This window comes from Halobacterium sp. KA-6, from assembly GCF_021029015.1.
In the GTDB taxonomy this organism is placed as follows: domain Archaea; phylum Halobacteriota; class Halobacteria; order Halobacteriales; family Halobacteriaceae; genus Halobacterium.
Genome location: NZ_JAJJZH010000003.1, coordinates 264,157 through 288,957 on the forward strand (window position 1 = coordinate 264,157; position 24,801 = coordinate 288,957).

Consider the following 24,801-nt stretch of genomic DNA (forward strand, 5'->3'; position numbering starts at 1 on the left):
CATACCCGTAGAAAACACCACTGGTCGTCTGACAGCCCCTCACACGAGTGGTCGAACGACGCGCCCGCGTTCAGTTCACAGGTCGACGGCGGCCCCGAGGTCGTCGAGCGCGTCGAAGAAGTCCGGGAAGGAGACGTCGACGTGCTCGGCACCCTCGATGGTCGTCTCGCCGTCCGCGACGAGCGCAGCAACGGCGAGTGCCATCACGATACGGTGGTCGCCACGGCCGTCGACGCGCGCTCCGGAGAGGTCGCTGTCACCGCCGTTGACGACGAGTTCGTCCCGCCGCTCCTCGACGTCCGCCCCGAGTTTCGTGAGTTCTTCGGCCATCGCGGCGACGCGGTCGGTCTCCTTGTAGCGGACGTGCTCGGCGTCCGTAATCGTCGTCGTGCCGTCCGCGGCTGCGCCCAGCACCGCGATGGTCGGCAGGAGGTCGGGCGTATCCGCGACACCGACGGTGATTCCATCCAGGTCCGATTGCTCCACGACGATGCGCCCCTCCGAGCGCCGCCAGTCGACGTCCGCGCCCATCTGCCGGAGGATACCAACGATGGCGGCGTCACCCTGCTCGCTGGGGTACGCGCCCTTGACGACGACCTCGTCGCCGCCCGCGAGTGCGCCTGCCGCCAGCAGGTACGACGCCGACGAGAAGTCGCCGGGGACCGCGTACTCGCCGTCGACGGGTTCGTACGTCTGTCCACCGGGGACGCGATAGCCGTTCCCGTGCTCCTCGGCGTCGACACCGAACGACTCCAGCACGTCGAGCGTGATGTCGACGTACGGCGCGGACTTCAGCTCGGTCGTCAACTCGATGTCGACGCCGCGCTCGGTCACCGCGCCGGCCATCAACAGCGACGTGACGAACTGCGAGGAGACGTCGCCCGGCATCTCCACGCGCCCACCCTCGATGGGGCCGTCGACGATGAGGGGTGCCTGTCCGTTCTCGCGGGTCGAGCGCGCGCTCCCGCCGAGTGCCTCGATGGCGTCCAGCAGCGGGCCCTGCGGGCGCGAGCGCAACGACCGGTCGCCCGTGAGCACCGTCGTGCCGTCGGCGAGCGCGGCCGCACCCGAGACGAGTCGCATCGTCGTCCCGGAGTTCGCGCAATCGATGACGTCCGCCGGCACGTCGGGCGCGCCGAGGAACCCGGTGACGTTCCAGTCGCGGTCGACGCGCTCGGTGTCGCCGCCGAAGTGGTCGACGGCGCGCGCGGTCGCCTTCGTGTCCGCGCTCACGAGCGGATTCCGTACGAGTGCGCCCTCCGCGTAGCCCGCCGCGAGGAGCGCGCGGTGCGTGTAACTCTTCGACGGCGGGGCGCGGGCCGTCCCCGACACCCGGGAGTTCGCGACAGTGACGTCCATGCGTACGGCGACGGCGGGGCCCGGTATCAGGGTTCCGGCGACGGCGACGATTCGGGGGCGTCGTTCGTCCGGCTGGCCGGAGACGGTAGGATTTTGCAGCGGCCGCGACGAGTCGCGTGCATGGACCCCGACTTCGCGCGGCTCGACGAGTTCCTCGACGAGCAGGGACTCGACGGGTACGCCTTCCACGACGACGCGTCGAACAGCGACCTCTACTACGTCACGGGCTTCGACGCGCCGGACCCGTACTTCGCGGTCTACACCCCGGAGGAGACCGCCGTGCTCGTCTCCTCGCTGGAGTACGGCCGCGCGAAACAAGAGAGCCGCGCGGACACGGTCAAGCGCCACGCGGACTACGACTACCGCGCGAAGCACGCCGAGCACGGCGAGCGAGAGGCGCAAGCGCTGATGGCCGAGGAGTTCCTCGCGGACGTCGGCTGCGAGTCGCTGGCAGTTCAGGCCGAGTTCCCGGTCGCCACTGCGGACGTGCTCCGCGGGAAGGAAATTACCGTCGAACCCGACGAGGACGGCGTCGTTACGGACGTGCGCGCGACGAAGACTGACGAAGAAATCGAGCACGTGCGAACTGCCCAGAAGGCCAACGAGGCGGCGATGGCACGCGCCGAGGAGCTGATTCGCGGCGCGGAGACCAACGACGACGGCGAACTCGTCCACGACGGCGACGTGCTCACCAGCGAGTTCGTCAAGCAGGAAATCGAAGTCGAACTCCTCCGGCACGGCTGCGCGCTCGACGAAACTATCGTCGCGTGCGGGCGGGACGCTGCAGACCCTCACAATCGCGGCAGCGGACCGCTGGAAGCCGGCGAATTCGTCGTCGTGGACATCTTCCCGCGGGACAAGAACTCGAAGTACCACGCCGACATGACGCGGACGTTCCTCAACGGCACGCCGAGCGAAACCCAGCAGGAGTGGTACGACGTTACGCACGAGGCCATGCGGGCCGCGCTCGACGTCGTGGAACCCGGGGCTACCGGCGAGGAAGTCAATCAGGCGGTCGTGGACGTCTACACCGACCACGACTTCCCCACCGTCTACACCGACCCCGAAACCGAGACCGGGTTCATTCACTCGACGGGCCACGGCGTCGGCCTTGACGTCCACGAGCAGCCGTCGCTCTCCCAGGGCGGCGAGGAACTCCGCCCCGGCCACGTCATCACTATCGAGCCCGGCCTCTACGACCCCGAGGTCGGCGGCGTCCGCATCGAGGACATCGTCGTCGTCACCGAGGACGGCTACGAGAATCTCACCGACTACGAGATTTCGCTCGCGGACTGACGGGACGCAACACTCTGGCAGCTCCGTCACTCGCTCTGTGGCTCCTGGGGCGTCGGTCGTTCGCTGGCCAGCCGAATCGAGTAGTTCACGAGCGCCTCCATGCGGTCCAGTGACTCCATCGCGGACGCCAACTCCGGCGTCTCGCCGGTGGCCGCCCGCGCCGCTTCCAGGTCGTCGCGGAGCACGTCGATGGATTCGTGGAGGTCCGAGGAGAGCAGGTTCGTCAGTTCGAGCAGGTGGTCGCCACGCTGAATGTCCTCGTCCTCGACGACCGTCCGGAAGTGCACGGAGAGGCCGTCCTCCGAGGGGAACGCCCGCACCTCGAACGTCTTCTCTAAGGGCTGGAAGTATTCGCGGAACGTCACCGGCTCCTGGGCGGCCATCGCGCGGTGGTACTCCGTGTAGAAACTCGTCCCGACGGCCCCGGGGAACGCCTCCCAGACGTTCTCCCCGATGACGTCCTCCGCGTCCACCTCCAGAATCTCCTCGGCGGCGCTGTTCACGTACGTGAACCGCCAGTCGCGGTCGAGCGCGAAGAAGCCGTCCGTGATGCGCTCGTAGACGTTCCGCGCGAGGTCGTTCAACATCGCAACGTCCTGTTCGGCTCGGTAGGACGCTGCTGCGTCGTGGCACGCGTCGGCCAGTGCCGCCAGCGGGTCGTCCTCGTCGCCGTGTCGAACGTACTCGGTGACGTCCAGTGAGATGGCGCTGCTGGCTATCGAGTCGGCGTTCGCGGCCTCGTAGACGACGACCGGGACCGCTGGGTCGGTGTCGCGGACGAGCCGTAGAACCTGCAGGCCGTCGGTGCCGTCAGCCGCGTGTTCGACGGCGATGCAGTCGACGGCCTGCTCGGAGAGCACGCCGAGGGCGGCCGCCGCGGTCGGCAGCGCGGTCACTGTCAGCGACGCGTGTTCGGGGAGCGCGCGCTCGACCGCCGCGCGCGTCCGCTGGTGTGCGCTGACGAACAGGACGTGCATCGGTTCACCCATATCGGGGAGTCACTCGGGTGATAGGGAAGCCCGCGGGTTAGTTACTTGTGGCTTCCTCGTGGGCCTGGAGGTCGTGGAACACCGCGAGGAAGTCGTCATCGTCGAGGTCGGTGACGCGCTGGTCGAGTTTCGAGCGGAGTTCGCGAATGTCCTCGCAGAGCTGCTGGTAGCGTTCGTCGTCGGCGAGTTCGGCATCGGTCTTCGTCGTTTCGATTGTCGCCCGCTTGGACGCGAGTGCGAAGTACTGCTGAACCTCCTCGTTGTACAGCGAGCGAGCGAGCAGTTGCTTGACGAGCGCTTCGAGTTCGTCGCGCTCGATGGGCTTGACGACGTACGTGTCGAAGCCGAGTTCGAGCGTGTCGAAGTCGGGGTCGACGGCGGTCACCATCGCGACCTGGCAGTCGTAGCCGTGTTCGCGGATGGCGGCGAGCACGTCGTCGCCGGAGCGCTCGGGGAGCCGGCGGTCGAGCAGGACTACGTCGACGTCCTCGTCGAGCTCGTCGAGCGCGTCCGCAGCGCTGTACGCCGTCCGCACGTCGTAGCTGTCGGCCAGCCAGTCGGCGAACAGCTCCGCGAGTTCGCGCTCGTCCTCGACGACGAGCACCGTCGCCGGTTCAGGCATCTCGGTCTGACCAAGTTCGTCGGTTCGTTTAACTCTTTCCCGGTGCGTATCAATTATCACCCGACGGCACGCGGATGCTGACCGTATTCTCGTCGGGGACGGCGACCGCCGCGCCGCAGTGGCGGGCGAGCCAGTAGACCACCCACAGCCCGATGCCGGAGCCGTGCTGGAGCGACTCCTCGGTGAGACCGCCCAGCGCGCGACGCTCGTGCTCGGGAATCCCGGGGCCGTTGTCCGACACCCGGACTTCGACGAGGTCGTCGTCACTGGCTGTGACGGTCACCCGAGGCGGGTCGGCGTCGTTGTGTTCGACCGCATTCGTCAGCAATTCACGAACGGCGAGCCGGAGTCGGGCGTCGACCTCGGCGTCGACCTTACCGTCCACCTCGAAGCTAGCGTCTGGGTACTCCGAGCGTGCTCGCTGGAGTTCCGTGTCGAGGAGACTGTCCAGGGGGACAGTGCCCGCGTTTTCTTCGCCGAGTACGCGTTCGACCACGCGGGCTTTCTCGCTGACGTCGAGCAGGTCTTCGGCGGCGGTCACGATGCTGTCGACGTCCTCGTTGTCGCCGCGGTCCGTGAGTCGCTCGGCGCGGCCGAGCACGACGTTCAGTGAGTTCCGGACGTTGTGCCGGAGCACGCGGTTCAACACGCGCAGGCGCTGGTCGCGCTCCTCGCGCGCAGTGACGTCCCGGGACACCCAGATGTAGCCGCCGCTGGACAACGATGTCACGGACAACTCTTGGGGGTACGTGCGCCCGTCGTCGCGGTGCGCGGGCACGTTCCCGTGCCAGTGGTCGTCGCTGTCGCCGTTGGCGTCGAGTTCCTCGAAGACGCCCGCGAGGCGGTCCTCGGCGTCGGTCGGATAGTACGTCGTCCAGTGGGTGCCGACGACGCCCCCGTCGCCGGTCGTGTGGTAGGCGTCCCGGAACGCCCCGTTCGCGTACACCACGCGACGGTCCGCGTCGAGGACGGCGACGCCGTCCATCGCGGCGTCGAGCGCCTGCCTGAGGCGGGTGTGTGCATGCGAGCGGAGGCGGTCGCGCTCGCTGTATGTACCGGCGATGGCCGCGCCGAGCGCGCCGACGCTCGTGTGCTGGATGAACACGTGGTCGACGCCGGTGCCGACGCCGTACGCGCCCACGAACATCGCCCAGAGGTCGAGCGCGAGCACGATGCCGGCACCCGCGACCGCCCACGCGAAGACGACGTCGCCGCGCGCCACGTCCGGGCCGCGCACCCAGAACCAGACGCCGTATCCGAACACCCCGACCGCTGGCAACACGGTGGCTGCGACCACGAGCGGTTCGTTGTGGCCGTGCATGTGGAAGTGGCTGATTGCAGCCGCCGTGAGGGCTGCACCGAGCACGACGACGAGCCAGTTGCGGGCAGGCTGGCGGTCGACGAGCGATACTTCAGAGGGCGACATGCTCGTCGGAATCAGTTTGGTGTATAAAAATCCAAGCGCCGGATTATCAGTCTCGGAAATCACGGCACTGGACGCGAGCGCCAGCCGCCGTCGCGACGGTGGCGTGAACGAACCGCTTTTGCCGGGGCGGACGCTATCGGAATCCGATGGACGTACTCGTGGTGGGGGCCGGCGATGTCGGCCGCTGGTTCGCGGACCTGGTCGACGCGCCGGTGACGTTCACCGACGTCGACGAGGACCGCGCCCGAGCGGCCGCGACGGAGCTCGACCGCCGAGCGGCGGCTGTCCCGCTGGACACCGAGGAGTCGTTCGGTATCGTCGCCGTCGCCGTGCCGATGGGGGCGGCCGTCGACGCCATCGAGCGCCACGCCAGCTGCGCGGAACAGGCGGTCGTGGATTTCACTGGCGAGATGCGCGGCCCGCTGGCGGCGATGGCGTCGACGGCACCTGCACGCGAACGCGTGAGTTTCCACCCGTTGTTCGCGCCCGAACACGCTCCCGGCCGCATCGCGGTCGCGGAGAGTGCGCCTGGACCGGCGACCAACCGCGTCCGCGAGTGGCTCGAAACCGCGGGCAACGACCTCGTGGACGTCGGTGCCGCAGAGCACGACGACGCGATGGTGACTATACAGGGCCGAGCGCACGCGGCGGTGTTGGCGTTCGCGCTCGCGGCCGACGACGTACCCGAGGACCTCGCCACGCCGGTCTACGAGGACCTCGCGGCGCTCGCTGACCGCGTGACCGGTGGGAACGCCCGCGTGTACGCTGACATTCAGGACGCGTTCGGCGGCGCGGATGACGTCGCGGCGGCCGCCAAGCGGCTCGCTGACGCCGACCGCGAGGCCTTCGAGGAGGTGTACGACGATGCCAGTCGATAGAGAGGCAGTGCTGGACGCCGCGAAGTACCTCCGCGACGTGCGGCCGCTGGACCCCGACGAACTCCGGGAGTACGTCGCCGACCAGCCTCACGAGGCGGTCGTCCGGCAGGTGCTGCGCGAGCACGCAGCCGACCTCGGTATCGTGGAGCGAGGGGACGGCACATTCGTCCCTGCCAGTGGCGAACCGGTCCACCCCGACTTCGACGGTGTGGACGCGCTCCCTCGCGAGTACGAGCGCGTCGTCGAGGACTTGCTCGTCGACCAGTGGGGCACCGACTGGCACCGCGGCGACTCCGGGAAGCGCCTGCGGGAGACGATTCGACGCTTCAAGGAACAGTACTACCGCCAACACGCCGTCGAGTACGACGAGGAGGTCGCGCTCGGCTACGCAATCTACCACCTCGCGACGTACTACGCCGCGATCCAGTACGTGCTCGAAGACCTCGCGGAGGGCGACGTGCTCTCTGGGGACCTCCGCGTGCTGGACGTGGGTGCGGGCGTCGGCGGCCCGGCGCTCGGGCTCTTCGACTTCCTGCCCGACGACGCCCTCGTGGAGTACCATGCCGTCGAACCCAGCGACGCCGCGGACGTGCTCGACGAACTGCTCGACGAAACCGGGCGGAACGTCCACCCGACGATTCACCGGGAGACCGCAGAGGAGTTCGACCCCGACGGTGAGTACGACCTCGTGCTCGCCTGTAGCGTGCTCAGTGAACTCGACCAGCCGGTCGAGACCGCCCAGAAGTACGTCAACGCGCTCGCCGACGACGGGACGTTCCTCGGGCTCGCGCCCGCGGACAAGCACACGAGCACGCACCTCCGCGAGGTCGAGCGCGACCTCGAAGCACGCGGTGCGACCGTCTACGGCCCGACGCCGCGGCTGTGGCCGGGCGAGCGCCCGAGCGACCGCGGCTGGACGTTCGACGAGCGTCCCGACGTCGACGTGCCGAGCTTTCAGGAGCGCCTCGCGGGGGCCAGCCAACGCCCCTCGGAGTTCTACCACACCGAGGTGCGGTTCTCGTACTCGCTGTTGCGGACGGACGGCGTCCGCCAGCACGACGTTTCGCTGTCTGCCGACCGGTTGTTGAAGCTCGCGGACGCCGACGACCGCGTCACCGACCGCGTGGACGCGGTGCTCGCGAAACTCTCGCGGAATCTCGCCGACGAGGACGCCAATCCGCTGTTCAAGGTCAGCGATGGCAGCGAGAACGAGGAGTGTTACGCGGTGCTTGTCCGGCCGACGAGTCTCAACCGCGACCTCCAAGCCGCCGAGTACGGCGACCTGCTCTCCGTGGAGTCCGCGCTCGTACTCTGGAACGACGACGAGGAGGCGTACAACCTCGTCGTCGACGAGGAGACGGTCGTCGACAGGGCGTAGCAGCTGCGGACAGGTCGCCGCGTGAGGGGGTATTTTATGCGGGTTCGTCCGCCAAGACGACGTATGACACTGGAAGGCCTCGACGACCTGGACCAGCAGATACTGCACGCGCTTCAGGAGGACGCCCGCGGCACGTCCTCGCAGAACATCGCCGACAGCGCGGGCGTGTCCGCGAGTACGGTCCGCAACCGTATCCAGCGACTGGAGGAGCGCGGGATACTGCGCGGCTACCACGCGGACGTCGACTACGAGCAGGCTGGCTACCAGTTGTACACGCTCATCGTCTGTACGGCGCCAGTGACGCGCCGCGAGGAGTTGGCGGCGGAAGCACTGAGCGTGCCGGGTGTGGTACGCGTCGAGGAAGTGATGACGGGTGCGGAGAACGTCCACGTCTCCGCCGTAGGGACGGATAGCGACGACCTGAGCCGTATCGGTCGCGACCTCGACGATCTCGGGCTAGAGGTCGTCGACGAGGACCTCATTCGGAGTGTTCACTCCGGTCCGTACGAGGGGTTCGACACCGACGTATCGGACGGAGAGTGATTATATTCCTTATATTTTGACGACTCAGCAGAAAGTTCGGTTACTTTATGCGGTTCCGTCCGGTACGAGTGGGCAAGGAGCGACACTCGAAGCGACAGGTGCGCTTACTACCGCCCATGAGTTCATCCAAACACACGACAGACCAGACGCGACAGCGGGACGACGTGGTGTTCGTCGTCGGTGGGGGCGCCGTCGGGCGCGCCGTCGCCAACCGACTGGCGGCCGACGGCGAGACAGTGACACACGTCGGCAAGTCACCGACGACCGACCCACCTCCAGGACAGACTGCCCACGTCGTCGACACGCTAGACGCCCACTCGCTGCAGGGTGCCGGCCTCGCCGACGCGACCGCAGTGCTCGTTCTCGAACCCGACGACGCCACTAACCTCCTCGTCGCACAGCTCGCACGCACCCGATTCGGCGTCGAACGAGTACTCGTCCGAACGAACGACCCCGACAGAGAATCCGCTTTCGAGCTCGGGGACGTCGAGACTGTCGACGCCGCCACGGTGCTCGCTCGCGCCGTCACCGACCGGTGGTAGCGTGCGAGTGAGGACACTCCCTGCCGATAGCACAGCGCGACGACCACCGCATCTCACAGTAACTTCCTCATGAAAAAACTCGAACGAGACCTCGGCCTCGGCGCGGTTTTCGCGATTAGCGTCGGTGCCATGATTGGTAGCGGCATCTTCATCCTCCCGGCGCTCGCGCTCAAAATCGCCGGCCCCGCGGTAATAGTGGCGTACCTGTTGGCGGGCTTGCTCGTCGTTCCTGCCGCCCTCTCGAAGTCCGAGATGGCGACCGCGATGCCCGAAGCCGGCGGCACCTACCTCTACATCGAGCGCGGCATGGGGCCCGTCTTGGGCACCATCGCGGGCGTCGGTACGTGGTTCTCGCTGTCGTTCAAGAGCGCGCTCGCGCTCGTCGGCGGCGTCCCCTACCTCGTGTTGCTGTTCGACCTCCCCGTGAAACCCGTCGCACTCGGGCTCGCCGCGTTCCTCATCCTCGTGAACCTCTTCGGCGCGAAACAGACCGGCCGCCTGCAGGTCGTCATCGTCTCCGTGATGCTCGCAGCCCTGGGCTGGTTCGTCGCCGGTAGCGCCACCAAGACCCAGCCCGAGAACTACCAGAACTTCTTCACTGGCGGCATCGAGGGCCTGCTCGCGGCGACCGGCCTCGTGTTCGTCTCCTACGCGGGCGTCACGAAAGTCGCTAGCGTCGCCGAGGAAGTCGAGGACCCCGGCAAGAACATTCCCATCGGCATCCTCGGGTCGCTGGCGTTCACGACCCTGCTGTACGTCGGCATCGTCGCGGTGATGGTCGGCGTTACGGAGGCCGGTAGCGTCGCCGGCTCGGCCACTCCAGTCGCGGTCGCCGCGGAAGTCACACTCGGCCAGTGGGGCGTCTACGCGGTCATCGGCGCGGCGCTGCTCGCGCTCGTCTCCACCGCCAACGCCGGCATCCTCTCGTCGTCTCGGTACCCGTTCGCGATGAGCCGCGACCAGCTCGCGCCGCCCACGTTCGCGGAGATTCACGAGCGGTTCGGCACGCCGACGACCGCCATCACGCTCACGGGCGCGGTCGTGCTCGCGCTCATCGCGTTCGTCCCCATCCTCGAGATTGCGAAGCTCGCGAGCGCGTTCCAAATCCTCGTGTTCGTGCTCATCAACTTCGCGCTGGTCGCGTTCCGCGAGGGGTCAACGGAGAACTACGACCCCGAGTTCGAGTCGCCGCTGTACCCGTGGATGCAGGCGTTCGGCGTCGTCAGCGGCGTCGTGTTGCTCACTCAGATGGGGTGGGTGCCGCTGGTCGGCGCGGTCGTCATCACCGTCGGGAGCGTCGCGTGGTACTTCGTCTACGCTCGCTCGCGCATCCGCCGCGAGGGTGCCGCCACGGACGTCATCCGCCGTCGGCTCGGCCGTGACGTGCTCACAGAAACCGAGGCGTTCGTCGACGGCGACTTCGCCGACGAGGACACGCCGGAGGTGTTGGTCGCGCTCACGAGGGAAGCCGACACCGAGCGGGAGCGCGCGCTCCTGTCGTTGGCCGCAGACCTCGTTCGCCCGGATGACGGCCGTGTCGTCGTCGTTCGCTTCGACGAGGTGCCCGACCAGGTGCCCCTCGACCACGCCGCCGAAGTGCAGTCGCCCGCCGACGTCCGCTTCGAGGAGCAGACCGGGGAACTCGCCGACGAGTTCGACGTCGACGTGGAGTTCGGCGAAATCGTCAGCCACGACACGAAACACGCCATCGTGAATTACGCCGAGCACCGCGGCGTCGAGGCCATCGTCGCCGAACACGAGCGCCTCCGCCTGCGGTCGCGGCTGCTCGGCGACCCCATCGACTGGGTCGTTCGCCACGCCCACTGCGACGTGTTACTCGTCGAGAACCGCGGCTACGACGACCCCGAGCGAGTCGTTCTCGAAGGTGACGGTGGGCCGTTCGACCCCGCTACGGTCGCCGTCGCAGACACAATCGCGGGCGAAACCGACGGCCACGTAACCCTCCTCTCCCCGCTGGGTGACGACCTGCCCGAGACGCGCACGGAGACGATTCGAGCCTACCAGAGCGAGCTCGCGGGGCTGCTGTCTGCACCGGTCCGAACCCGCGACCGGTCGGCCGACGGCAGCGACCTCCACCCCGACGTCGTTATTCGGACGGGCGTGCAGAGTCGCGTCCGTGGTGGCCGCGGCGACTACTCGCCGAGCGCCGCCGATTCCACCGAGGTCACCGTCTACCCCCGGGAGTCGCGACGGCCAGGGTTCGTGCGGCGGGTCGTCGAACGCCTCGTATTCTGACTCACGCCGACACGCTTTTTCCCCACCGGGGTGACTCCCCGCCTAATGACAGACGTGCCGCCGGTGGTTCCGCGATGAGCGACGAACCCGAAATCCTCGTCACCAACGACGACGGTATTAACGCGCCCGGAATCCGAGCGCTCGCGGAGGGGCTGGACGAGGTCGGGAACGTCACCGTCGTCGCGCCGACCACCGACAAGAGTTCGACCGGACGCGCGATGTCCCACGAGGTCACCGTCGAGGAGCACGAACTCGGGTACGCCATCGACGGCACGCCGTCGGACTGCGTCGTCGCGGGACTGGAGGCGCTCGGGCCGTACCCGGACATTGTCGTTGCGGGCGTCAACGAAGGTGCGAACCTCGGGATGTACGTGCTCGGCCGGTCGGGCACCGTTAGCGCAGCTGTCGAGGCCGCGTTCTTCGGCGTCCCCGCCATCTCGTCGTCGCTGTTCCTCACCGCGGAAGACTTCGGCGAACCCACCGAGCCCTCGGACTACGAGGCAGCCGTCGACGCGACCACGTACCTCGTCGAGCACGCCGTCGACGCCGGCGTCTTCGAGCATGCCGACTACTTGAACGTGAACGCGCCCCATCCGGGCGCTGATGCGTCCGACGAGATGGTCGTGACTCGTCCCTCGCACGGGTACGACATGACCGCCGCTCGCGACGGCGGCACCATCACGCTCCACGACCGCATGTGGGACCGCATGGACGAGGGCGACATCCCCGACCCGCCCGGCACTGACCGCCGCGCCGTCGTCGACGGCCACGTCTCCGTCTCGCCGCTCACCGCGCCGCACACCACCGAGCACCACGAAGCCCTGGACGCACTCGCGGAGACCTACGACTGACTGGCACGCGAACTCTTCCTGATTGATCCCCGCAGCCAGCTATTTATAGCGTGCGAGGGAATACCACACTCGATGTCGTCGCCGCCAGACGGAGTCCTGCCCCGCGTCACGGGGTTCGCTCGCCGACTCGTCGCGCGCCTGCGCCCCGAGCGAATCGCGCTCACCCCGCCGCCGATGACGTTCACGGACGGCGAGGACCGCGAGGTCGACGTGCGCGCCTACGAGGACGGCGACGTCGAATCGCTCGTCGCGATGTACGACGACTTCGACCCCGCCCAGCGCGCACAGGGGACGCCACCGCTCGCCGAAGACGCGATTCGTGACTGGCTCGACGGCGTCCTCGACGGCCCGAACGTCGTCGCTGTCGTGGACGGCGACGTCGTCGGACACGTGATGTTCGTCCCGGATGACACTGGTCGCCACGAACTCGCCATCTTCGTCCACCAGGACTACCAGCGCGCAGGCATCGGCACGAACCTGCTCGCGGTCGGCCTCGAACACGCCCGCCGCGAGGGCGTCGAGTACGTCTGGCTCTCCGTCGAAGCGTGGAAGCGCGACGCCCAGCGACTCTACCAGCGCGCCGGCTTCTCGACGGTGAACCCGATGGGTGCCGCCCACCGCATGTCGCGGTACCTCTGACGGGGTCGTTCGATTCCCGCGCGTCCGGACCCCAGCCAGCATTTATGTGGATGTGAACGAGTCCACCGGTATGGACGACGTCGACTTCGACGAACTCGTCTCGTCACTGACGCCGCGCGAGGAGAACAGCGCGCTCAAATCCTACCAGAACACCGTCTCTGTGTCGTGTCCCGCCTGCGGCGACCCCTTCGACGACCTCGTCGTCTGCAAGGACAACCCCACGAGTCTGAACCTCTCGCGGCAACTCGACCTCTGCGTCGGCGTCGACGACGGCCGCGCCATCATCTTCACGCACAAACCCTAGTCACTGCACGACGGGTGTCGCCAGCGTCGGCTCCCACTCCAGACCGCCTTGGTAGTGGAACGGCTCGTCGTGTTGTGGGTCGAGTACCGTCAGCGACAGCCAGCCGTTGTCGAAGAGTTCGGCGACCTCCTCGTGCTTGCGGAGGACGTCGGTGACCCGTTCGACTGGCGCGTGAATCACCGCGGTCAGCCGGAGCGGCTGGTGGTAGGGCTGGTCGTCGTCGACGTTCAGTGACTGCAGCGGCAGTCCCGTCATCAGGTCCCCGCCGTTGCCCTGCAGCACGCCGACGTTGCCGGTCGGGTTCTGCGTGGTCTTCGACCCGCTTCCGTAGACGGCGTTGTCGACGGTCGCGAAGTAGTACTGGCTGTTGATCCACTGGGTGACGACCAGCGGCCCGGTCATGATGGCTTCCAGCGCGTCGCCCTCGGCGTCCGTCGTCCAGTCGTAGGAGTGCAGGAACGTGCGGCCGTCGAGGTTCTGGTCCTCGGTTAGCCCGCGCGGCCCGATGACGAACGAGGCGTTGCCGGCCAGTCCCCACTCGGGGCGCGTCTCCGCCCAGTCGGCGGTCCGGCGCTCCGTCTCGCTGACGGCGTCCGCGGCACCGCCCGTGGGCATCGACTCGACACGTTCGGCCGTTGCGGCGGCGCGCGCGTCTTCGAGGTCCTCGCGCAAGCGTTCGATGTCCGCCTGGTGGCTCTCGGGGACGTCGCCGTCGAACAGCGTTATCTCGTCGGTGGTCGTGTTGTGTTCGGCCGCGAGGAACACAGTATCGTCGGGGACGTCGAACCCGCGGTCGCGGAGCGCGGACTGTACCTCGTCGTCGTTGCAGATAGTCGCGAGGACTCGCGCGTTCGAGCCGCCGGGGTTCCCGGCGCACGCCCCGCAGTCGAGACTCGACCCGAACGGGTTGTTCGTCGTCTCGCTGGCGTGCCCCGTGAAGACGACGAGGCGCGCGAACTCCGTCCAGCCCATTAGGTCGAAGGCGTTCTCGGCGTAGGTGACCCGCTCCTCGAAGGTCATCCCCTGCTGGAGGTCGCCGTCTCCGTGTGCTCCTGGCTCGTGCTCGACTGTGGGAGTGCAGAACTCGGCCGGTTTCGGGACGCGGTCGTCGACCGCGTTGGAGGCGCTGGCCACGGCCGAAGGCAGCAGGGTCCGGGCTGTCAACGCCGCTCCGTAGGCACCCCCGCCACCCTCGACGAACGTGAACGCGGCGGCGAGGTTGCTCTTCAGCGACTTCAGGTGCTTCTGGGTCGCGGCCACCAGATTCGTCCACCGGTCGTGGGTCGCCCGTGCGTTCTGGTGCGTGCCGTTCGGCTCGTCCGTGACGCGGTGCTCGGGGTCGACAATCGGCGGGCACGCGTCGCTCTCGGCCTTCGAGTCGTATCCCTGGAAGCGCATCGGGACGCCGAAGAAGCCCGCGTACCCGTGCGTCTCGTAGGGGCCGGCGGCCTCGACGTGGCGGCGAATGACCTCCGAGCGCGTGTCGATACAGAAGACGAGTTGGGCGGCCGGCCGCGGGTCAGTCTCGGTGGACGACGAATCCGACACCGACTGGTCGATGCCATCGAGGAGGCGGTCGCGATAGGTCTGTTCCCACGCAGTCAGCCAGACTTCGGGGAGCGGGACGTCCTCGTCGACGGACGTCTCGTCGCGGTCGGGTTCGACGGGCGCGTCCAGCAGGTCGCACAGCGTCAACCGCACCGCGAGGTAGTCCAGCAGCGTCACGGGCGCTGCGTTCTGCCACGCTCCGTCGCGGTCGGCGCGCTGCTTGACGAAGCCGGTCCAGCCGGGCAGCGCGGCGAGGTGGTGCTCGAACAGCAACTCCCAACGGTCCTGTGGGTACTCGCTCAGGGACGTCTCGAGGGCTGCACTCGCAGTCTCGGGGAGGTCCGCGGGACTGTGACAGCCCGGAATTTCGTCGTCGTGTGGGGCGAGGGTGCGCCACGCGGCGTAGAATCCGTCTTCGCGGTTCGGCATCGGCCACTCCGCCCGCCCCTCGTCGACGAACGCTGCGAGCCACTTCGACAGCACGCGGTCGACCGCTTCCGTCGCCGGGTCGACGTCGGCGCCCTGCTGGGACGCGGTCTCCATCTCGTCGAGCAGGGATTCGGGGTCGTCGGAGATTCCGTGGGCGTCCAGCTCCGCGGCGAGGCGGTCCGGGTCGATGCGGCCGTCCTCCCAGGCCTGCCGGAAGACGGCCGGCTGCGGGTAGCCGCGGCCGCCGAACAGGCGCTCGCCCTCGGCAACCGCGTCCGCGAACGGTTGGTCTTCGAACCCCGAGAGGGGGTTTGCCGTGACGAACGAGTGCAGCGGCCAGACCGAGCCGACGGACTCGGCCGCGCGCTCGATGCTGTCCTCGATGGCGTCCTGGTTACGTGTCATCGTAGTCCTCCTTGCGCGTGAGTACGGTGTCCGGAGCCGGCTGTGCGGCGTTCAGCAGTGCGACGTAGAGGCGTTCGCTGCGACGGTGCCAGTCGAACTCCGTCGCCACGTACGCGGCCACGAACATCGCGGCGGCCACGGCGTGGACGACCGTCAGTTCGGTTGCTGACTCGGCCACCGCGGCGCCCACGATGGTCGTCGAGACGGCGTTGAACGCCGCGGCGTAGCCGCCGATGGCGGTGAGGACGACGAGCGGTGTGCTGGCGAGCCTGACCGTCGGTGAGATGGTCGTCCGCCGGAGGATGTCGCGCGAGGCGTGCATGGTCGTCAGGACGACGACGAACGCCAGGAAGAGCCCGCTGTCGACCTTCGTCCCCTTCCCGGTGAGCGTGGCGAACAGGACACCACCGCCGACGGCCGTGAGCAGACTGACGAGGACGCTCGCGACGGACAGCCGGGGTTTCCCCGAGTCCTTGGGCACCGTGTGTTCGACGGCAGAGCCGGACGACAGGAACAGGTACGCCTTGTAGAAGCCGTGAAGGATGAGGTGCGTGATGGCCGCGGCGAAGAAGCCGAGCCCGCACTGGAGTATCATGAACCCCATCTGGGCGACGGTGGAGGCGCCCAATTTGGACTTCACGTCCGTCTGAACGAGCAACAGTGCCTGTCCGAACAGGGCGCTGAACGCGCCGACGAGGACGATGCCGGACATGACCGCGGGCTCGTCGACGAACAGCGGCGAGAACCGGGTGAGGAGGATGCCGCCGGCGTTGACGAACCCCGCGTGCATCAGGGCGGACGCCGGCGTCGGCGCCGTCATCGACGACAGCATCCACGTGTGGAACGGGAACAGCGCCGACTGGACTATCGCGGCGAGGAAGAGGCAGCCGACGGCGGCGAGCGCGAGCGGGCGTGGAATCGTTTCGAGTTGCCCGAGGATGCCGGTGATCGTCGTCGTGCCCGTCGCCCAGGACAGGATAAGTAGGCCGATGCCGAGCAGGGCGCTACTGGCGAGGAAGTACCGGCGAGCGGTCCGAGCGGCGGCTTGGGCCTGCGTCCAGTCGCGGACGTGCCCGATGAGCGACGCCATCACCAGGCCCATCGTCAGCCACGCTGCCGCGAACAGCGCCACGTGGTCGGCCGCGGTCATCGTCATGACGGCGAGCGTGAACGCGATGGTCCGCGCGTAGAAGCGGTCGAGGTCGCAGTCGCCCGCCATGTAGCGGCGGGCGTAACTGTGGACGATGCCGCTGAAGAACGTGACTGCGACCCATACGACGGTGGTCAGCCCGTCCACGACGACCGCATCCGCGAACGCCCACTCTCGCCCGTCTCGGACCGTCAGCGTGAGGGCACCTAGGCTGAGGACGAACAGCAACCAGACGGCGTAGGTCGCGGCTCGCGGAATCAGCGAGGTCGAGGGGGTCGCGGTCTCGGAGAGCGGTGCGGTGTCGTTCGACTGTGGTTGGCCAGCCATTTTTCGGGGTCTCTGCTCGACCAGCGGCGTCGTCTCGTCGGCACCACCGCAGACGAACTGGTCGACGTTACTCCACGGTAGAACAGACTGGTTATTATATCCTTCTGTACTAACGAAGTGTTCGTAGCAACTTCGCGAAGTAACAACACGGTCGATAATGTGGGTTCCGTGGCCGGGCGTGAGTCGCCCATCGAGTCAACGGCCCGACGGCCCTCACTCCGAGGAGAATCCCTCGAACGGGGTCGACTCGTGACTACGGACGAGCACCTCGTCGACGACGGACAGCCCCATGTCCAGCAGCGCCTGCGCAACCGGCGTGATGTCGCTGTCCGTCTCGCCGACTGCCGTCACAAGCAGGTTCTCCTCCCCAGTGACGAGCTCCTGAACGGACACCACGCCCGGGATGTCCAGCACGTCCTCGATGAGGTTCCCACGCTCCGGAATCGGTGCCGTACAGAACAACAACATCCTGAGCGGGAAGCCGGACTCCTGGTAGTCGACGTCCGCACTGTACCCCTTGACGACCGACTCCGACTCCAGCCGCTGGATGCGCTTGCGGACCGTGCTCGACGACGTGTCGGTGCGCTCGGCGATGTCGCCGGAGGAGAGGTTGCGCGCGTCCTCCTGGAGCGCGTACAGAATCTCCCGGTCGGTTTCGTCGAGTTCGTACTCCGTCATACCTCCCACGTCGCCGCCGAGCGCATAAGGAACTTCGGCTGACCGTCACGCCCGCCAGTCGCCTCGCCGCTCACCGTGGCTCGATGCTCACCGACAGGTCGTCGACGTAGTGAGTCGCGTCGGCTTCCCAGATGACCGCCGTCCCGACCGCGAGGTACAGCGCGTCCGTGGATAACTCGGGTGTCGTCCACTCGAACTCGTACTCGTGCCAGCCGTCCGCCAGCCACAACGGTTCTCGCAGGCCACCGTACGGCGTCACCCCGTGCTCGGACGTGTTGACGCCCGGCTGTGGGAAGTCCTCCTCGACCTCGGGCGGTTCCGGGGCGAGACGCATCACGGCGTGGCGAATCGTGTTGAACGACTCCGACTCGCTCCAGAACTGTCCCTCGACCTCGACTTCGTACGCCCGTCCCCGTTCGACCGACACCGGGTGGACGGCCCACGTCACGCCGTCGTCGTAGTCACCTTCGTTCCACACCCGTAGCGACTGGTCGCCAGTCGCCGCCTGCGCGTCCGAGACGCCGACCTCCCACTCGAACTCCGTGATATCGACTTCCGGGCCGATGGCCGCGCCGGTCTCCCAGTTGCCGAGCCCGTCCTCGAAGCTCTCAGTGAACTCCGCATCGTCATCGTCGTCGCCGGGCACGACACAGCCAGCGAGGCCCGCGATTCCGGCAGCCGCACCCGTTCGAAGTACGTCTCGTCGTCGCATTACTGCAAGCCACTCCGGCTGGCGACATAACCGCTCTGGCACCCCTCACTCGCCGTCCCAGTAGTCGACGGCATCCTCCACACGGTAGTAGCCGTGATGGGAGCGCTCGTCTCGGCCTCCAGGTGGTGCGCCGACGAAGACGCCGACTTTCCCCGAGTCCGGGTAGACGGTCACGTCGGGTTCGTTCATCGTGGAGACGACGAGATAGCGTAGTGGCCCCTCCGAGTCGTTGATGACTTTATGCCCGCCGGACTCGTCGGCGGGGAGCGCGGCGTAGTCGCCCGCTCGGAGCGGCTGCGTCTCCCCGTCGAGACGGAGCATCCCGGTGCCCGTGAGCACGTACAGCGCTTCCTCGTTGGCGGTGTGGTAGTGGTACGGCCACGACGCCTCGCCCGGCGGCAGTTCGTAGAGACTGCAGCCGAGTTGGTCGCTGCCCGCTGCTTCTCCCAGTTGCTTGCGGCGCACGCGCATCTTCTCGTCAGCGACGTCGGTCCAGTCGAGGTCGGCCTCGTTCACGAGGGGCATGAGCCACGCTACGGCGCGACTTGAGTTGTTTCTTCGCCCGCAGCAAGGTCCCTCTGAACCCACACCGCGACTATATAGTCCTCATAGCGGTACTTAACACGTGAGACGCAGTGAACGTGCAGTCGCATGCCCTCCACGAAGCGACGCACGTTCCTCGCGAGCGTGGGCGCGATGCTCGCCGCCGTCAGCGGCTGTACCAGCCCGACGTCCGAACAGCCCGCGCACACAGTCTCCGTGTATCTGGTCGACGAGGACGACCCGCGTGAGGTCACCGTGGCCGTCGAAGCCGAGAACGGCGACACTGTGTTCAATCGAACGTACGACCTTTCCGAGCACAACGAAGCCGACGAGGACGCGACGTTTCCCGAGTCTACGGCTCCCGAAACCGTCGTCGTGACCGTCGACGGCCGACGCTTCGAGCGCGACTGGCCGGGCTTCGAGCAGCCAGAGTTACCCTGTAATGGACAGAACTGGACGGGAATCGAGGTCTGGGTGTCGAACGAGGACGGGGAGCCGTCCGTTCGCATCGAACCGAACTGCCAGCACGTGACGGTGTCGTAGCTCACTGACTCTGCGGCTCTGCCGTAATCCACTGCTCGCTACTGGAGAGCAACACGAGCTGGTCGGTCACGTCCTCCATCGCGTCGACGAGCCGGTCGAACAGGGACGCGAACTCCCGGTACACCATCGGCTGGGGGATGGCTTCGTCGGCGAAGACGTCGGCGATGACCGCGTTTCGGACGCCGTCGCACTCGGATTCGGTGGCTCGAATCGTCTCTACGTGCCTGGTTATCGACCCCGTCTCGGTCGAGGAACACAGCAGGCGGACGAACTCGTGGACGGCGTCAGCGAGCGCGGCCATCGCCGTCGTCGCGTGGTCGACCATCTCCCGGTATCGTCGGAAGCACGAGCGCCGCCGTTCTGGGGCAATCGTTACGAGGTCTTCGGCGATTTGTTCGGCCGCGTTCGGAATTTCGTCGAGCAGCTGGTAGAGGCGCACGACCTGTTCGGCGTTGAGGTGCACGCGGGAGTTGCGGATGCCGAACTCCCTGACGGTGGTGTTCGTGATGAGCGCGCTGAGTCGTCGGCTCTGTGCGTCGCAGTCGCTTTCGAGGCCCCGAATTTCCTCGACGAGGTGTCGGGCCGAGTCACCGGGCTCGTAGTTCTCGACGAGTCGTGACAGCAGGTCGACACACTCGCTGATGGCGTCGAGATACGCGTCGGTCTGCTCGACGACCTGCCTGGAGAACTCCGGAGCACCCTTGGATGACATCGATTCGAAGTCGGGTCCAGCAGTCGCAAAGAGGTTGATATGAGTGCTCCGTACCCCACAGTTTGGGACTATAGACGTGCTCGTGGCGTCCCTTCATTGATTCTCCTACTTCGATGGAGTCGACGTCTGCCAATCGACTGGATGGGCGCCGTTATTTCCACGCCAGCCTTTATCGCCAGCCTCAGTGTAGTGTTCGGTATGGATTCCCGAGAACGACGTCAAACCTCGACCGGCACTGCAGCACTCGTCGGGACTGTCGTCGGTCTCGGCGTGGTGTGTCTGTACCTCGGCCTCGGTCTGCTCGTCGCAGGATGGAGCATCAACGACTTCCTCGTTCGACTTTCGCCGGGTACTGTCGGGTACTTCGTCGGCATGATTGCTCTCGTCGTCGCCTCCGTCGGCCTCCCCATCTCCGTGTTCCTCCGATTCCAGTTGGTTAGCCCGCTCGTGGTTCTCGTGCTCGCAGCACTCGCGTGGCTCATCCTCGGCGCAGTACAGGGCTTGCTCTCACTCGAGACGATTTTCGCCCTCGCCCTCTACGCAGCGTATCTCTCGCCGATCGCCCTCGTTCTCTACGGCGTCCTCGGTGGAGGCGAGTATCTGTTCCGAACCGAGACGAACCGCCTGTAGAACTCGTTCTACGTACGCCCCATCCCCGTCGACGTCCGCCAGTCGCTCTATAGCCCGCATCGAGTGAGTCCGGAGGACGAACAGCCGATACGCCGTGTCCGTATTTCGCGCCTTCGAGATTGTCAGTCAGACTGCTCCTGGCTGTCGAATTCCGGGGAGGTATCGATAATACGGAATCCGTCATCTTCGTGGCGGCCGGTGAGTTCGCGCTGGGGGAACGGAATCTTCACGTCCTCCCGATTGAACGCGGTTTTGACAGCGTAGATGACTGCCTGAGCGGCGCGCCACTTCCGCTGGGGGGTTGGATTATCGATCCAGACGCGAATTTCGAGGACGACCGCGGAATCACCGAAACGAACCGGCAGTACCTGTGGGGCGGGATGGCTCATTATTTCGTCGAGGTCGCTGATCGCCTCACGTGCGATGGCTTCGGCGCGCTCTGGGTCGACGGCATAATCGACGCCGACCTCGATGGTGTGCCGGAGTTTCCCTTCGTCGCTGCGGTTGATGATTGTGCGGTTGCTGACCGCTTCGTTCGGGAGGACGACGTGTTCGCCGTCGAGATTCCGGAGTCGCACGTGGTTAATCGAAATCTCAGTGATGAACCCTTCGTGGTCGCCGATGCGAACCCAGTCCCCAATCTCGAAGGGGCGTGAGAGCATGAGCACGAAGCCGGCGAGAATCGAGCCGAGCGTGCTCTGGAACGCCAACCCGAGGATGATGCCGAGGACGCCAGCGCCCAACAGGAGGTCGCTAATCTGGATGCCCCAGAGGGAGAGCGTAGCGACGCCGGCCGCGATGTAGATGATGACCTGACTGATGTAGAAGAAAATCCGGCGTTGGTGCTCGCTGGTCGCACGACCGTTCGAGCGGTTATTGCCGAGGAGGATGCGCTTGACGACTTGCGTAAACGTGTGGGCGGCCACGAAGAGAAAGACCGTAATGAGGATGCGAAGCGCCGTATTCAAGCCGAACTCCAGCACACCCGTCATCGAGACTAACGCGCCGGTCGCTCCCCACCGCTGAACCAGGACGACCGCGACGCCACCGGCGAGGAGCAACAGCAGGAGCGAACGGGCGAGTTTGGCGTTCACCGCTCGGAAGCGTGCTTCGAGCAGCGTTCCGACGTACCAGATGCCGACACCGGCAAGCATCGCAGCAGCGATTACTGCCAGCGTTTCGTCAACCGGGATATCGGACTGTAGCGGTGTCAGCAACACCGGCTCTGTACCCGTGTACTCGGTCACGAACGTACCTACGGAGTGTACGTCGTTAAACTACCGACAGTCGGACAGTCTGCACCAAACCCGGTCATCGAACGAAGCGGTGGTCGTGCTCCTGATTCAGAAGTTCTGTCGAACGTCTCTCCAGCCAGGTTCGTCGGTCAAACTGGCGACGCAGACGTTCGTATCAACCAGAACTTTCATCGGCGCTCGCGCACGTCCCGAACCGCTTCGACGGAGTCGATATCGACGCCTGCTAGCTGATAAGTTGGCGTGCGAGTCGAGCAAAATTCGACTATTAAGTGGTCAACTTCGTCTCCATTCTTTCGGTAGACGCCGCCAGAGTGGCAGAAATATAGTCCAAAATGACCCGAAGCTGACGACAATTGCGATGACGAGCAAATCATTACCTCTTATGCGTAGGACATCGAAACAAAAGCGGAGAACGAGGAAAACTCCGAATCCCCATATGGCAAAGGCTCCCCCTTGCCTCAGGGTCATCCACGTCCTATGAAACATATGTTGGGGACCTTATGCTATACACATAAATATTGCTAAGATAGTGTAGTTGTGTTATGACACTATCGGACGCGTTCTTTCAAAATATGTTCCGTCAGGCCTGATGGCTGTACTTAGCGAGAGTCGGTCATCGATACTGAATTCGGGTTGCTCGTAACGGTAGTCGTAGCCTGTGTAGTAGACCAATACCGAATCTTCCGGCTACTCATCGAGTCCGGGACGGAAGAGCAACTGCCGGAAGACGATTTCTCTTAATGAGGTGGAGTATACGTCCTAAGGCGCCGAAATTCGGCTACCGATTGCTCCGTTGCTCCACTTTGTTCAACTCGATGAGCAGTCGGAAGATGGCCTTCACGAGGTTCGGGTCGACGCCGAACGCTTCGGCGTTCCGGCCGGCGCGGTCCATCACCGCTTGCTCTTGGCTCTCGTCGGTGGTCGCCATGCCGCGTTCGTCTTTGACCTCCGCGATGGTTTCGGCGACGTACGTGCGTCGCGCGATGAGGTCGACGATTTCGCGGTCGATTGATTCGATTTCTTCGCGCAGTTCCTCTAGACTCATATCGTCCGGGCCCCGTCCAACTGTGTCGTCGTCAGCCGGACTGTCCCCGGGTTCTCGTCCCATAGTGGTTTCACCTCCGTGAGTGCGTCGTGGTCACCGACGGCGACGTAGCTCGGGCCGGTGCCCGAGAGGGACGCCCCGTCGGCGTGCGGGAGGGCGTCCACGATTGGCTCGGTCGGGTGGCCGAGCGCCGCCGCGAACGCCAGCCCGTTAATCGTCATCGCGGTGCCGTACTCGCCGTCGACGGCGAGGTCCGCGACGTGTTCGGCCATCGGCGCGATGCGCTGGCACCGCTCGACGTCCGCGTCCGCGGAGAAGGACTGCTCGGGCGGCGTCCACACGAGCGCCGCCCACTCGACTTCCTCGCGGAACAGCAGGTCGTCCTCGCGGTTGTCCGTCATCGTGAGCCCGCCGAGCATGCTCGCCGATGCGTCGTCGAACGCGCCCGTGACGGTGACACCGACGTCGCGAGCGGCTTCGACGCCGAGGCGTGCCGCCTTCTCGCGGGAGACACTTCCAATCTCGCCGAGCGCGTCCAGCGTCGCGAGCACGGTCGCGTTCGCGGCCGCGCTCGAACTCTTCAGGCCGGACGCCAGCGGCACCTCGCTGTCCGTGTGGACGGTACCGCCCTCGCCGTGCCCGTACTGGTCGGTCACCAGCGACACGCAGCGTTCCACGAGCTCGGTGTCGGCGTCCGGGTGGTCGGCGATGCTGCCGGTGACGCCGTCGGCGGCCGCGTCCAGCGACACCTCGGCTGTCACGTCGAAGTCGAGCGCGAACGCCGACCCGATGCCCGTCGCGAGCGCGTTCAACACGGTGCCCGCGGCTGGCGCTGCTGCACGGCCGTCCATGTGTTGTCCTGCCACGGCCCGTATTTACGACTGGCGTTTCGGGCAAGGAGAGCGTGCCCGAGCGAAGCGAGGCCACGTTATGGCGAGCGGCGACCAAAGGGAGCCGCGAGCAGCGTGCTCAACCAGCGGGAGACCACGCTGCTCACGGTTCACTCCATTCACCGTTCGCTTCGACGTGGTGCGCCGCTGGCGCACCACGCAAACGGCGGGCTTTTCCTCTCCCATCCGTAATCCACGGACATGAGCGCCCGCAACGACATCGCGCCGAGCACCCTCGGCGTCGACCTCGAAGAGGAGGGCGTCTACGTCGAGTACACGGACGGCCGCCGTACGTTCTACAACGGCGTCCCGGAGAAAGTCCACGGGACAGTGCGGTGCCGGCCGGGCAAGGACGTCCACGTCCTCGTCACGGACCCGACGGAGACGGAGGGTGTCCTCGTCTACGTGAACGACCTGAAGACGCACGACGAGATTCTCGAATCGACGGGCGTCGGCCGCGTCCTGCTCGACCCCGGCGAGGAAGAAGAACTGTTCCCGGGCGTGACCGTACGCGCGGACGGCTACGCGACGGAAGTCGAAGCCGACCCAGAGGAGGCGCGTGGTCGCGTGTTCGTCTTCGAGGAGGACGAGCTCGGCGAGCGCTCGTTCGAGCTGTTCGCAGCAGAGTCAGAGGAGTGAACGCGCTCTGACCGCCCGTTATTGGAGGTAGGAGGGGTCTTCGGCGTCACAGTTCTGTTCGTGCTGTTCGGCGTCCCCCTGGTCGTCGAACATCAACCCGCACTCTTCGCAGCGGTACCAGAGCATGCCGTCGCGCTCAGTCTCCTCGACCATGCGTGAGTCTCCGTCGCCCGAGTTAAAAACCGTTGCCCCGACCAGACACCCTCCGACA

The 24,801-nt window shown here is 66.3% G+C and carries 26 protein-coding genes; 12 read left to right on the forward strand and 14 right to left on the reverse strand.

Annotated elements, in window-relative coordinates; genetic code table 11:
• Window positions 1-75 precede the first annotated feature (75 nt).
• Window positions 76-1,359 (reverse strand): 3-phosphoshikimate 1-carboxyvinyltransferase, encoded by a 1,284-nt coding sequence (gene aroA, locus LPA46_RS09245; RefSeq protein WP_230892363.1) that lies wholly within the window; start codon window positions 1,357-1,359, stop codon window positions 76-78.
• A gap of 120 nt (window positions 1,360-1,479) precedes the next feature.
• Here aroA and LPA46_RS09250 point away from each other — a divergent pair, with 120 nt between their 5' ends.
• Complete coding sequence (locus LPA46_RS09250; RefSeq protein WP_230892276.1) at window positions 1,480-2,655, forward strand: M24 family metallopeptidase; 1,176 nt, start codon at window positions 1,480-1,482, stop codon at window positions 2,653-2,655.
• A gap of 26 nt (window positions 2,656-2,681) precedes the next feature.
• On the opposite strand, the gene LPA46_RS09255 is transcribed toward LPA46_RS09250, so the two are convergent.
• Genes LPA46_RS09255 through LPA46_RS09265 form a run of 3 tightly spaced genes read right to left on the reverse strand, consistent with a single transcriptional unit; the run spans window position 2,682 to window position 5,692 of the window.
• A complete protein-coding gene (locus tag LPA46_RS09255; protein ID WP_230892277.1) occupies window positions 2,682-3,644 on the reverse strand; it encodes a PAS domain-containing protein in 963 nt (320 codons plus the stop codon).
• 37 nt (window positions 3,645-3,681) lie between these two features.
• Window positions 3,682-4,266, reverse strand: a complete 585-nt coding sequence (locus LPA46_RS09260; protein WP_230888839.1) for a HalX domain-containing protein — start codon at window positions 4,264-4,266, stop codon at window positions 3,682-3,684.
• A 49-nt stretch (window positions 4,267-4,315) separates the two neighbouring features.
• Window positions 4,316-5,692 (reverse strand): ATP-binding protein, encoded by a 1,377-nt coding sequence (locus LPA46_RS09265; RefSeq protein ID WP_230892278.1) that lies wholly within the window; start codon window positions 5,690-5,692, stop codon window positions 4,316-4,318.
• Window positions 5,693-5,838: 146 nt separating this feature from the next.
• Between LPA46_RS09265 and LPA46_RS09270 the strand changes: the two genes are divergently transcribed.
• From LPA46_RS09270 to LPA46_RS09305, 8 genes are all read left to right on the forward strand, one after another.
• A complete protein-coding gene (locus LPA46_RS09270; RefSeq protein WP_230892279.1) occupies window positions 5,839-6,570 on the forward strand; it encodes a prephenate dehydrogenase/arogenate dehydrogenase family protein in 732 nt (243 codons plus the stop codon).
• A complete protein-coding gene (locus LPA46_RS09275; RefSeq protein ID WP_230892280.1) occupies window positions 6,557-7,948 on the forward strand; it encodes a small ribosomal subunit Rsm22 family protein in 1,392 nt (463 codons plus the stop codon). The genes LPA46_RS09270 and LPA46_RS09275 overlap by 14 nt, the downstream gene beginning before the upstream one ends.
• A gap of 63 nt (window positions 7,949-8,011) precedes the next feature.
• Window positions 8,012-8,491: an Lrp/AsnC family transcriptional regulator gene (locus tag LPA46_RS09280; protein WP_230892281.1), complete on the forward strand. Its 480-nt coding sequence runs from the start codon at window positions 8,012-8,014 to the stop codon at window positions 8,489-8,491.
• Between the two features lie 116 nt (window positions 8,492-8,607).
• The gene (locus LPA46_RS09285; RefSeq protein ID WP_230892282.1) at window positions 8,608-9,033 is read left to right on the forward strand and encodes an NAD-binding protein; all 426 of its coding nucleotides are present in this window, start codon (window positions 8,608-8,610) and stop codon (window positions 9,031-9,033) included.
• 69 nt (window positions 9,034-9,102) lie between these two features.
• Entirely contained in the window at window positions 9,103-11,289 is a 2,187-nt protein-coding gene (locus LPA46_RS09290) for a universal stress protein (RefSeq protein WP_230892283.1), read from the forward strand.
• Between the two features lie 74 nt (window positions 11,290-11,363).
• Complete coding sequence (surE, locus tag LPA46_RS09295; RefSeq protein ID WP_230892284.1) at window positions 11,364-12,140, forward strand: 5'/3'-nucleotidase SurE; 777 nt, start codon at window positions 11,364-11,366, stop codon at window positions 12,138-12,140.
• A 72-nt stretch (window positions 12,141-12,212) separates the two neighbouring features.
• A complete protein-coding gene (locus LPA46_RS09300; RefSeq protein WP_442908226.1) occupies window positions 12,213-12,779 on the forward strand; it encodes a GNAT family N-acetyltransferase in 567 nt (188 codons plus the stop codon).
• 70 nt (window positions 12,780-12,849) lie between these two features.
• Window positions 12,850-13,083, forward strand: a complete 234-nt coding sequence (locus LPA46_RS09305; RefSeq protein ID WP_230888847.1) for a DUF7385 family protein — start codon at window positions 12,850-12,852, stop codon at window positions 13,081-13,083.
• On the opposite strand, the gene LPA46_RS09310 is transcribed toward LPA46_RS09305, so the two are convergent.
• From LPA46_RS09310 to LPA46_RS09330, 5 genes are all read right to left on the reverse strand, one after another.
• The gene (locus LPA46_RS09310) at window positions 13,084-15,465 is read right to left on the reverse strand and encodes a DUF2309 domain-containing protein (RefSeq protein ID WP_230892285.1); all 2,382 of its coding nucleotides are present in this window, start codon (window positions 15,463-15,465) and stop codon (window positions 13,084-13,086) included.
• A complete protein-coding gene (locus LPA46_RS09315; RefSeq protein WP_230892286.1) occupies window positions 15,455-16,942 on the reverse strand; it encodes a proton-conducting transporter transmembrane domain-containing protein in 1,488 nt (495 codons plus the stop codon). The genes LPA46_RS09310 and LPA46_RS09315 overlap by 11 nt, the downstream gene beginning before the upstream one ends.
• Window positions 16,943-17,155: 213 nt before the next feature.
• Window positions 17,156-17,620, reverse strand: coding sequence for an Lrp/AsnC family transcriptional regulator (locus tag LPA46_RS09320; protein ID WP_230892287.1), 465 nt, complete (start codon window positions 17,618-17,620; stop codon window positions 17,156-17,158).
• Window positions 17,621-17,690: 70 nt separating this feature from the next.
• Window positions 17,691-18,332 carry a hypothetical protein gene (locus LPA46_RS09325; RefSeq protein ID WP_230892288.1) on the reverse strand — a complete coding sequence of 214 codons (642 nt, stop codon included), beginning with the start codon at window positions 18,330-18,332 and terminating at the stop codon, window positions 17,691-17,693.
• 45 nt (window positions 18,333-18,377) lie between these two features.
• A complete protein-coding gene (locus LPA46_RS09330; protein ID WP_230892289.1) occupies window positions 18,378-18,857 on the reverse strand; it encodes a cupin domain-containing protein in 480 nt (159 codons plus the stop codon).
• Between the two features lie 126 nt (window positions 18,858-18,983).
• Here LPA46_RS09330 and LPA46_RS09335 point away from each other — a divergent pair, with 126 nt between their 5' ends.
• On the forward strand, window positions 18,984-19,418 hold the full coding sequence (locus LPA46_RS09335; protein WP_230892290.1) for a hypothetical protein: 435 nt from the start codon (window positions 18,984-18,986) through the stop codon (window positions 19,416-19,418).
• Window position 19,419: 1 nt separating this feature from the next.
• Here the strand turns inward: LPA46_RS09335 and LPA46_RS09340 are convergent, their stop codons facing one another.
• On the reverse strand, window positions 19,420-20,130 hold the full coding sequence (locus tag LPA46_RS09340; protein ID WP_230892291.1) for a DUF47 family protein: 711 nt from the start codon (window positions 20,128-20,130) through the stop codon (window positions 19,420-19,422).
• Between the two features lie 198 nt (window positions 20,131-20,328).
• Between LPA46_RS09340 and LPA46_RS09345 the strand changes: the two genes are divergently transcribed.
• On the forward strand, window positions 20,329-20,760 hold the full coding sequence (locus LPA46_RS09345; RefSeq protein ID WP_230892292.1) for a hypothetical protein: 432 nt from the start codon (window positions 20,329-20,331) through the stop codon (window positions 20,758-20,760).
• A gap of 122 nt (window positions 20,761-20,882) precedes the next feature.
• Here the strand turns inward: LPA46_RS09345 and LPA46_RS09350 are convergent, their stop codons facing one another.
• From LPA46_RS09350 to LPA46_RS09360, 3 genes are all read right to left on the reverse strand, one after another.
• On the reverse strand, window positions 20,883-22,007 hold the full coding sequence (locus tag LPA46_RS09350) for a mechanosensitive ion channel family protein (RefSeq protein ID WP_230892293.1): 1,125 nt from the start codon (window positions 22,005-22,007) through the stop codon (window positions 20,883-20,885).
• 787 nt (window positions 22,008-22,794) lie between these two features.
• The gene (locus LPA46_RS09355) at window positions 22,795-23,124 is read right to left on the reverse strand and encodes a chorismate mutase (RefSeq protein WP_442908227.1); all 330 of its coding nucleotides are present in this window, start codon (window positions 23,122-23,124) and stop codon (window positions 22,795-22,797) included.
• Window positions 23,058-23,912, reverse strand: coding sequence for a shikimate kinase (locus LPA46_RS09360; protein WP_230892294.1), 855 nt, complete (start codon window positions 23,910-23,912; stop codon window positions 23,058-23,060). Before LPA46_RS09360 ends, LPA46_RS09355 begins: the two co-directional genes overlap by 67 nt.
• 240 nt (window positions 23,913-24,152) lie before the next feature.
• Between LPA46_RS09360 and LPA46_RS09365 the strand changes: the two genes are divergently transcribed.
• Window positions 24,153-24,590, forward strand: coding sequence for a DUF5796 family protein (locus tag LPA46_RS09365; RefSeq protein WP_230892295.1), 438 nt, complete (start codon window positions 24,153-24,155; stop codon window positions 24,588-24,590).
• Between the two features lie 18 nt (window positions 24,591-24,608).
• Here LPA46_RS09365 and LPA46_RS18825 read toward each other — a convergent pair whose 3' ends face one another.
• Window positions 24,609-24,743, reverse strand: a complete 135-nt coding sequence (locus LPA46_RS18825) for a DUF7128 family protein (protein WP_269069850.1) — start codon at window positions 24,741-24,743, stop codon at window positions 24,609-24,611.
• Window positions 24,744-24,801: the final 58 nt, after the last annotated feature.

Bases quoted from the DNA above. Each gene is read 5' to 3' on its own strand.
- aroA (WP_230892363.1), bottom strand. From the start codon at position 1,359: ATGGACGTCACTGTCGCGAACTCCCGGGTGTCGGGGACGGCCCGCGCC.
- LPA46_RS09250 (WP_230892276.1), top strand. From the start codon at position 1,480: ATGGACCCCGACTTCGCGCGGCTCGACGAGTTCCTCGACGAGCAGGGA.
- LPA46_RS09255 (WP_230892277.1), bottom strand. From the start codon at position 3,644: ATGGGTGAACCGATGCACGTCCTGTTCGTCAGCGCACACCAGCGGACG.
- LPA46_RS09260 (WP_230888839.1), bottom strand. From the start codon at position 4,266: ATGCCTGAACCGGCGACGGTGCTCGTCGTCGAGGACGAGCGCGAACTC.
- LPA46_RS09265 (WP_230892278.1), bottom strand. From the start codon at position 5,692: ATGTCGCCCTCTGAAGTATCGCTCGTCGACCGCCAGCCTGCCCGCAAC.
- LPA46_RS09270 (WP_230892279.1), top strand. From the start codon at position 5,839: ATGGACGTACTCGTGGTGGGGGCCGGCGATGTCGGCCGCTGGTTCGCG.
- LPA46_RS09275 (WP_230892280.1), top strand. From the start codon at position 6,557: ATGCCAGTCGATAGAGAGGCAGTGCTGGACGCCGCGAAGTACCTCCGC.
- LPA46_RS09280 (WP_230892281.1), top strand. From the start codon at position 8,012: ATGACACTGGAAGGCCTCGACGACCTGGACCAGCAGATACTGCACGCG.
- LPA46_RS09285 (WP_230892282.1), top strand. From the start codon at position 8,608: ATGAGTTCATCCAAACACACGACAGACCAGACGCGACAGCGGGACGAC.
- LPA46_RS09290 (WP_230892283.1), top strand. From the start codon at position 9,103: ATGAAAAAACTCGAACGAGACCTCGGCCTCGGCGCGGTTTTCGCGATT.
- surE (WP_230892284.1), top strand. From the start codon at position 11,364: ATGAGCGACGAACCCGAAATCCTCGTCACCAACGACGACGGTATTAAC.
- LPA46_RS09300 (WP_442908226.1), top strand. From the start codon at position 12,213: ATGTCGTCGCCGCCAGACGGAGTCCTGCCCCGCGTCACGGGGTTCGCT.
- LPA46_RS09305 (WP_230888847.1), top strand. From the start codon at position 12,850: ATGGACGACGTCGACTTCGACGAACTCGTCTCGTCACTGACGCCGCGC.
- LPA46_RS09310 (WP_230892285.1), bottom strand. From the start codon at position 15,465: ATGACACGTAACCAGGACGCCATCGAGGACAGCATCGAGCGCGCGGCC.
- LPA46_RS09315 (WP_230892286.1), bottom strand. From the start codon at position 16,942: ATGGCTGGCCAACCACAGTCGAACGACACCGCACCGCTCTCCGAGACC.
- LPA46_RS09320 (WP_230892287.1), bottom strand. From the start codon at position 17,620: ATGACGGAGTACGAACTCGACGAAACCGACCGGGAGATTCTGTACGCG.
- LPA46_RS09325 (WP_230892288.1), bottom strand. From the start codon at position 18,332: ATGCGACGACGAGACGTACTTCGAACGGGTGCGGCTGCCGGAATCGCG.
- LPA46_RS09330 (WP_230892289.1), bottom strand. From the start codon at position 18,857: ATGCCCCTCGTGAACGAGGCCGACCTCGACTGGACCGACGTCGCTGAC.
- LPA46_RS09335 (WP_230892290.1), top strand. From the start codon at position 18,984: ATGCCCTCCACGAAGCGACGCACGTTCCTCGCGAGCGTGGGCGCGATG.
- LPA46_RS09340 (WP_230892291.1), bottom strand. From the start codon at position 20,130: ATGTCATCCAAGGGTGCTCCGGAGTTCTCCAGGCAGGTCGTCGAGCAG.
- LPA46_RS09345 (WP_230892292.1), top strand. From the start codon at position 20,329: ATGGATTCCCGAGAACGACGTCAAACCTCGACCGGCACTGCAGCACTC.
- LPA46_RS09355 (WP_442908227.1), bottom strand. From the start codon at position 23,124: ATGGGACGAGAACCCGGGGACAGTCCGGCTGACGACGACACAGTTGGA.
- LPA46_RS09360 (WP_230892294.1), bottom strand. From the start codon at position 23,912: ATGGACGGCCGTGCAGCAGCGCCAGCCGCGGGCACCGTGTTGAACGCG.
- LPA46_RS09365 (WP_230892295.1), top strand. From the start codon at position 24,153: ATGAGCGCCCGCAACGACATCGCGCCGAGCACCCTCGGCGTCGACCTC.
- LPA46_RS18825 (WP_269069850.1), bottom strand. From the start codon at position 24,743: ATGGTCGAGGAGACTGAGCGCGACGGCATGCTCTGGTACCGCTGCGAA.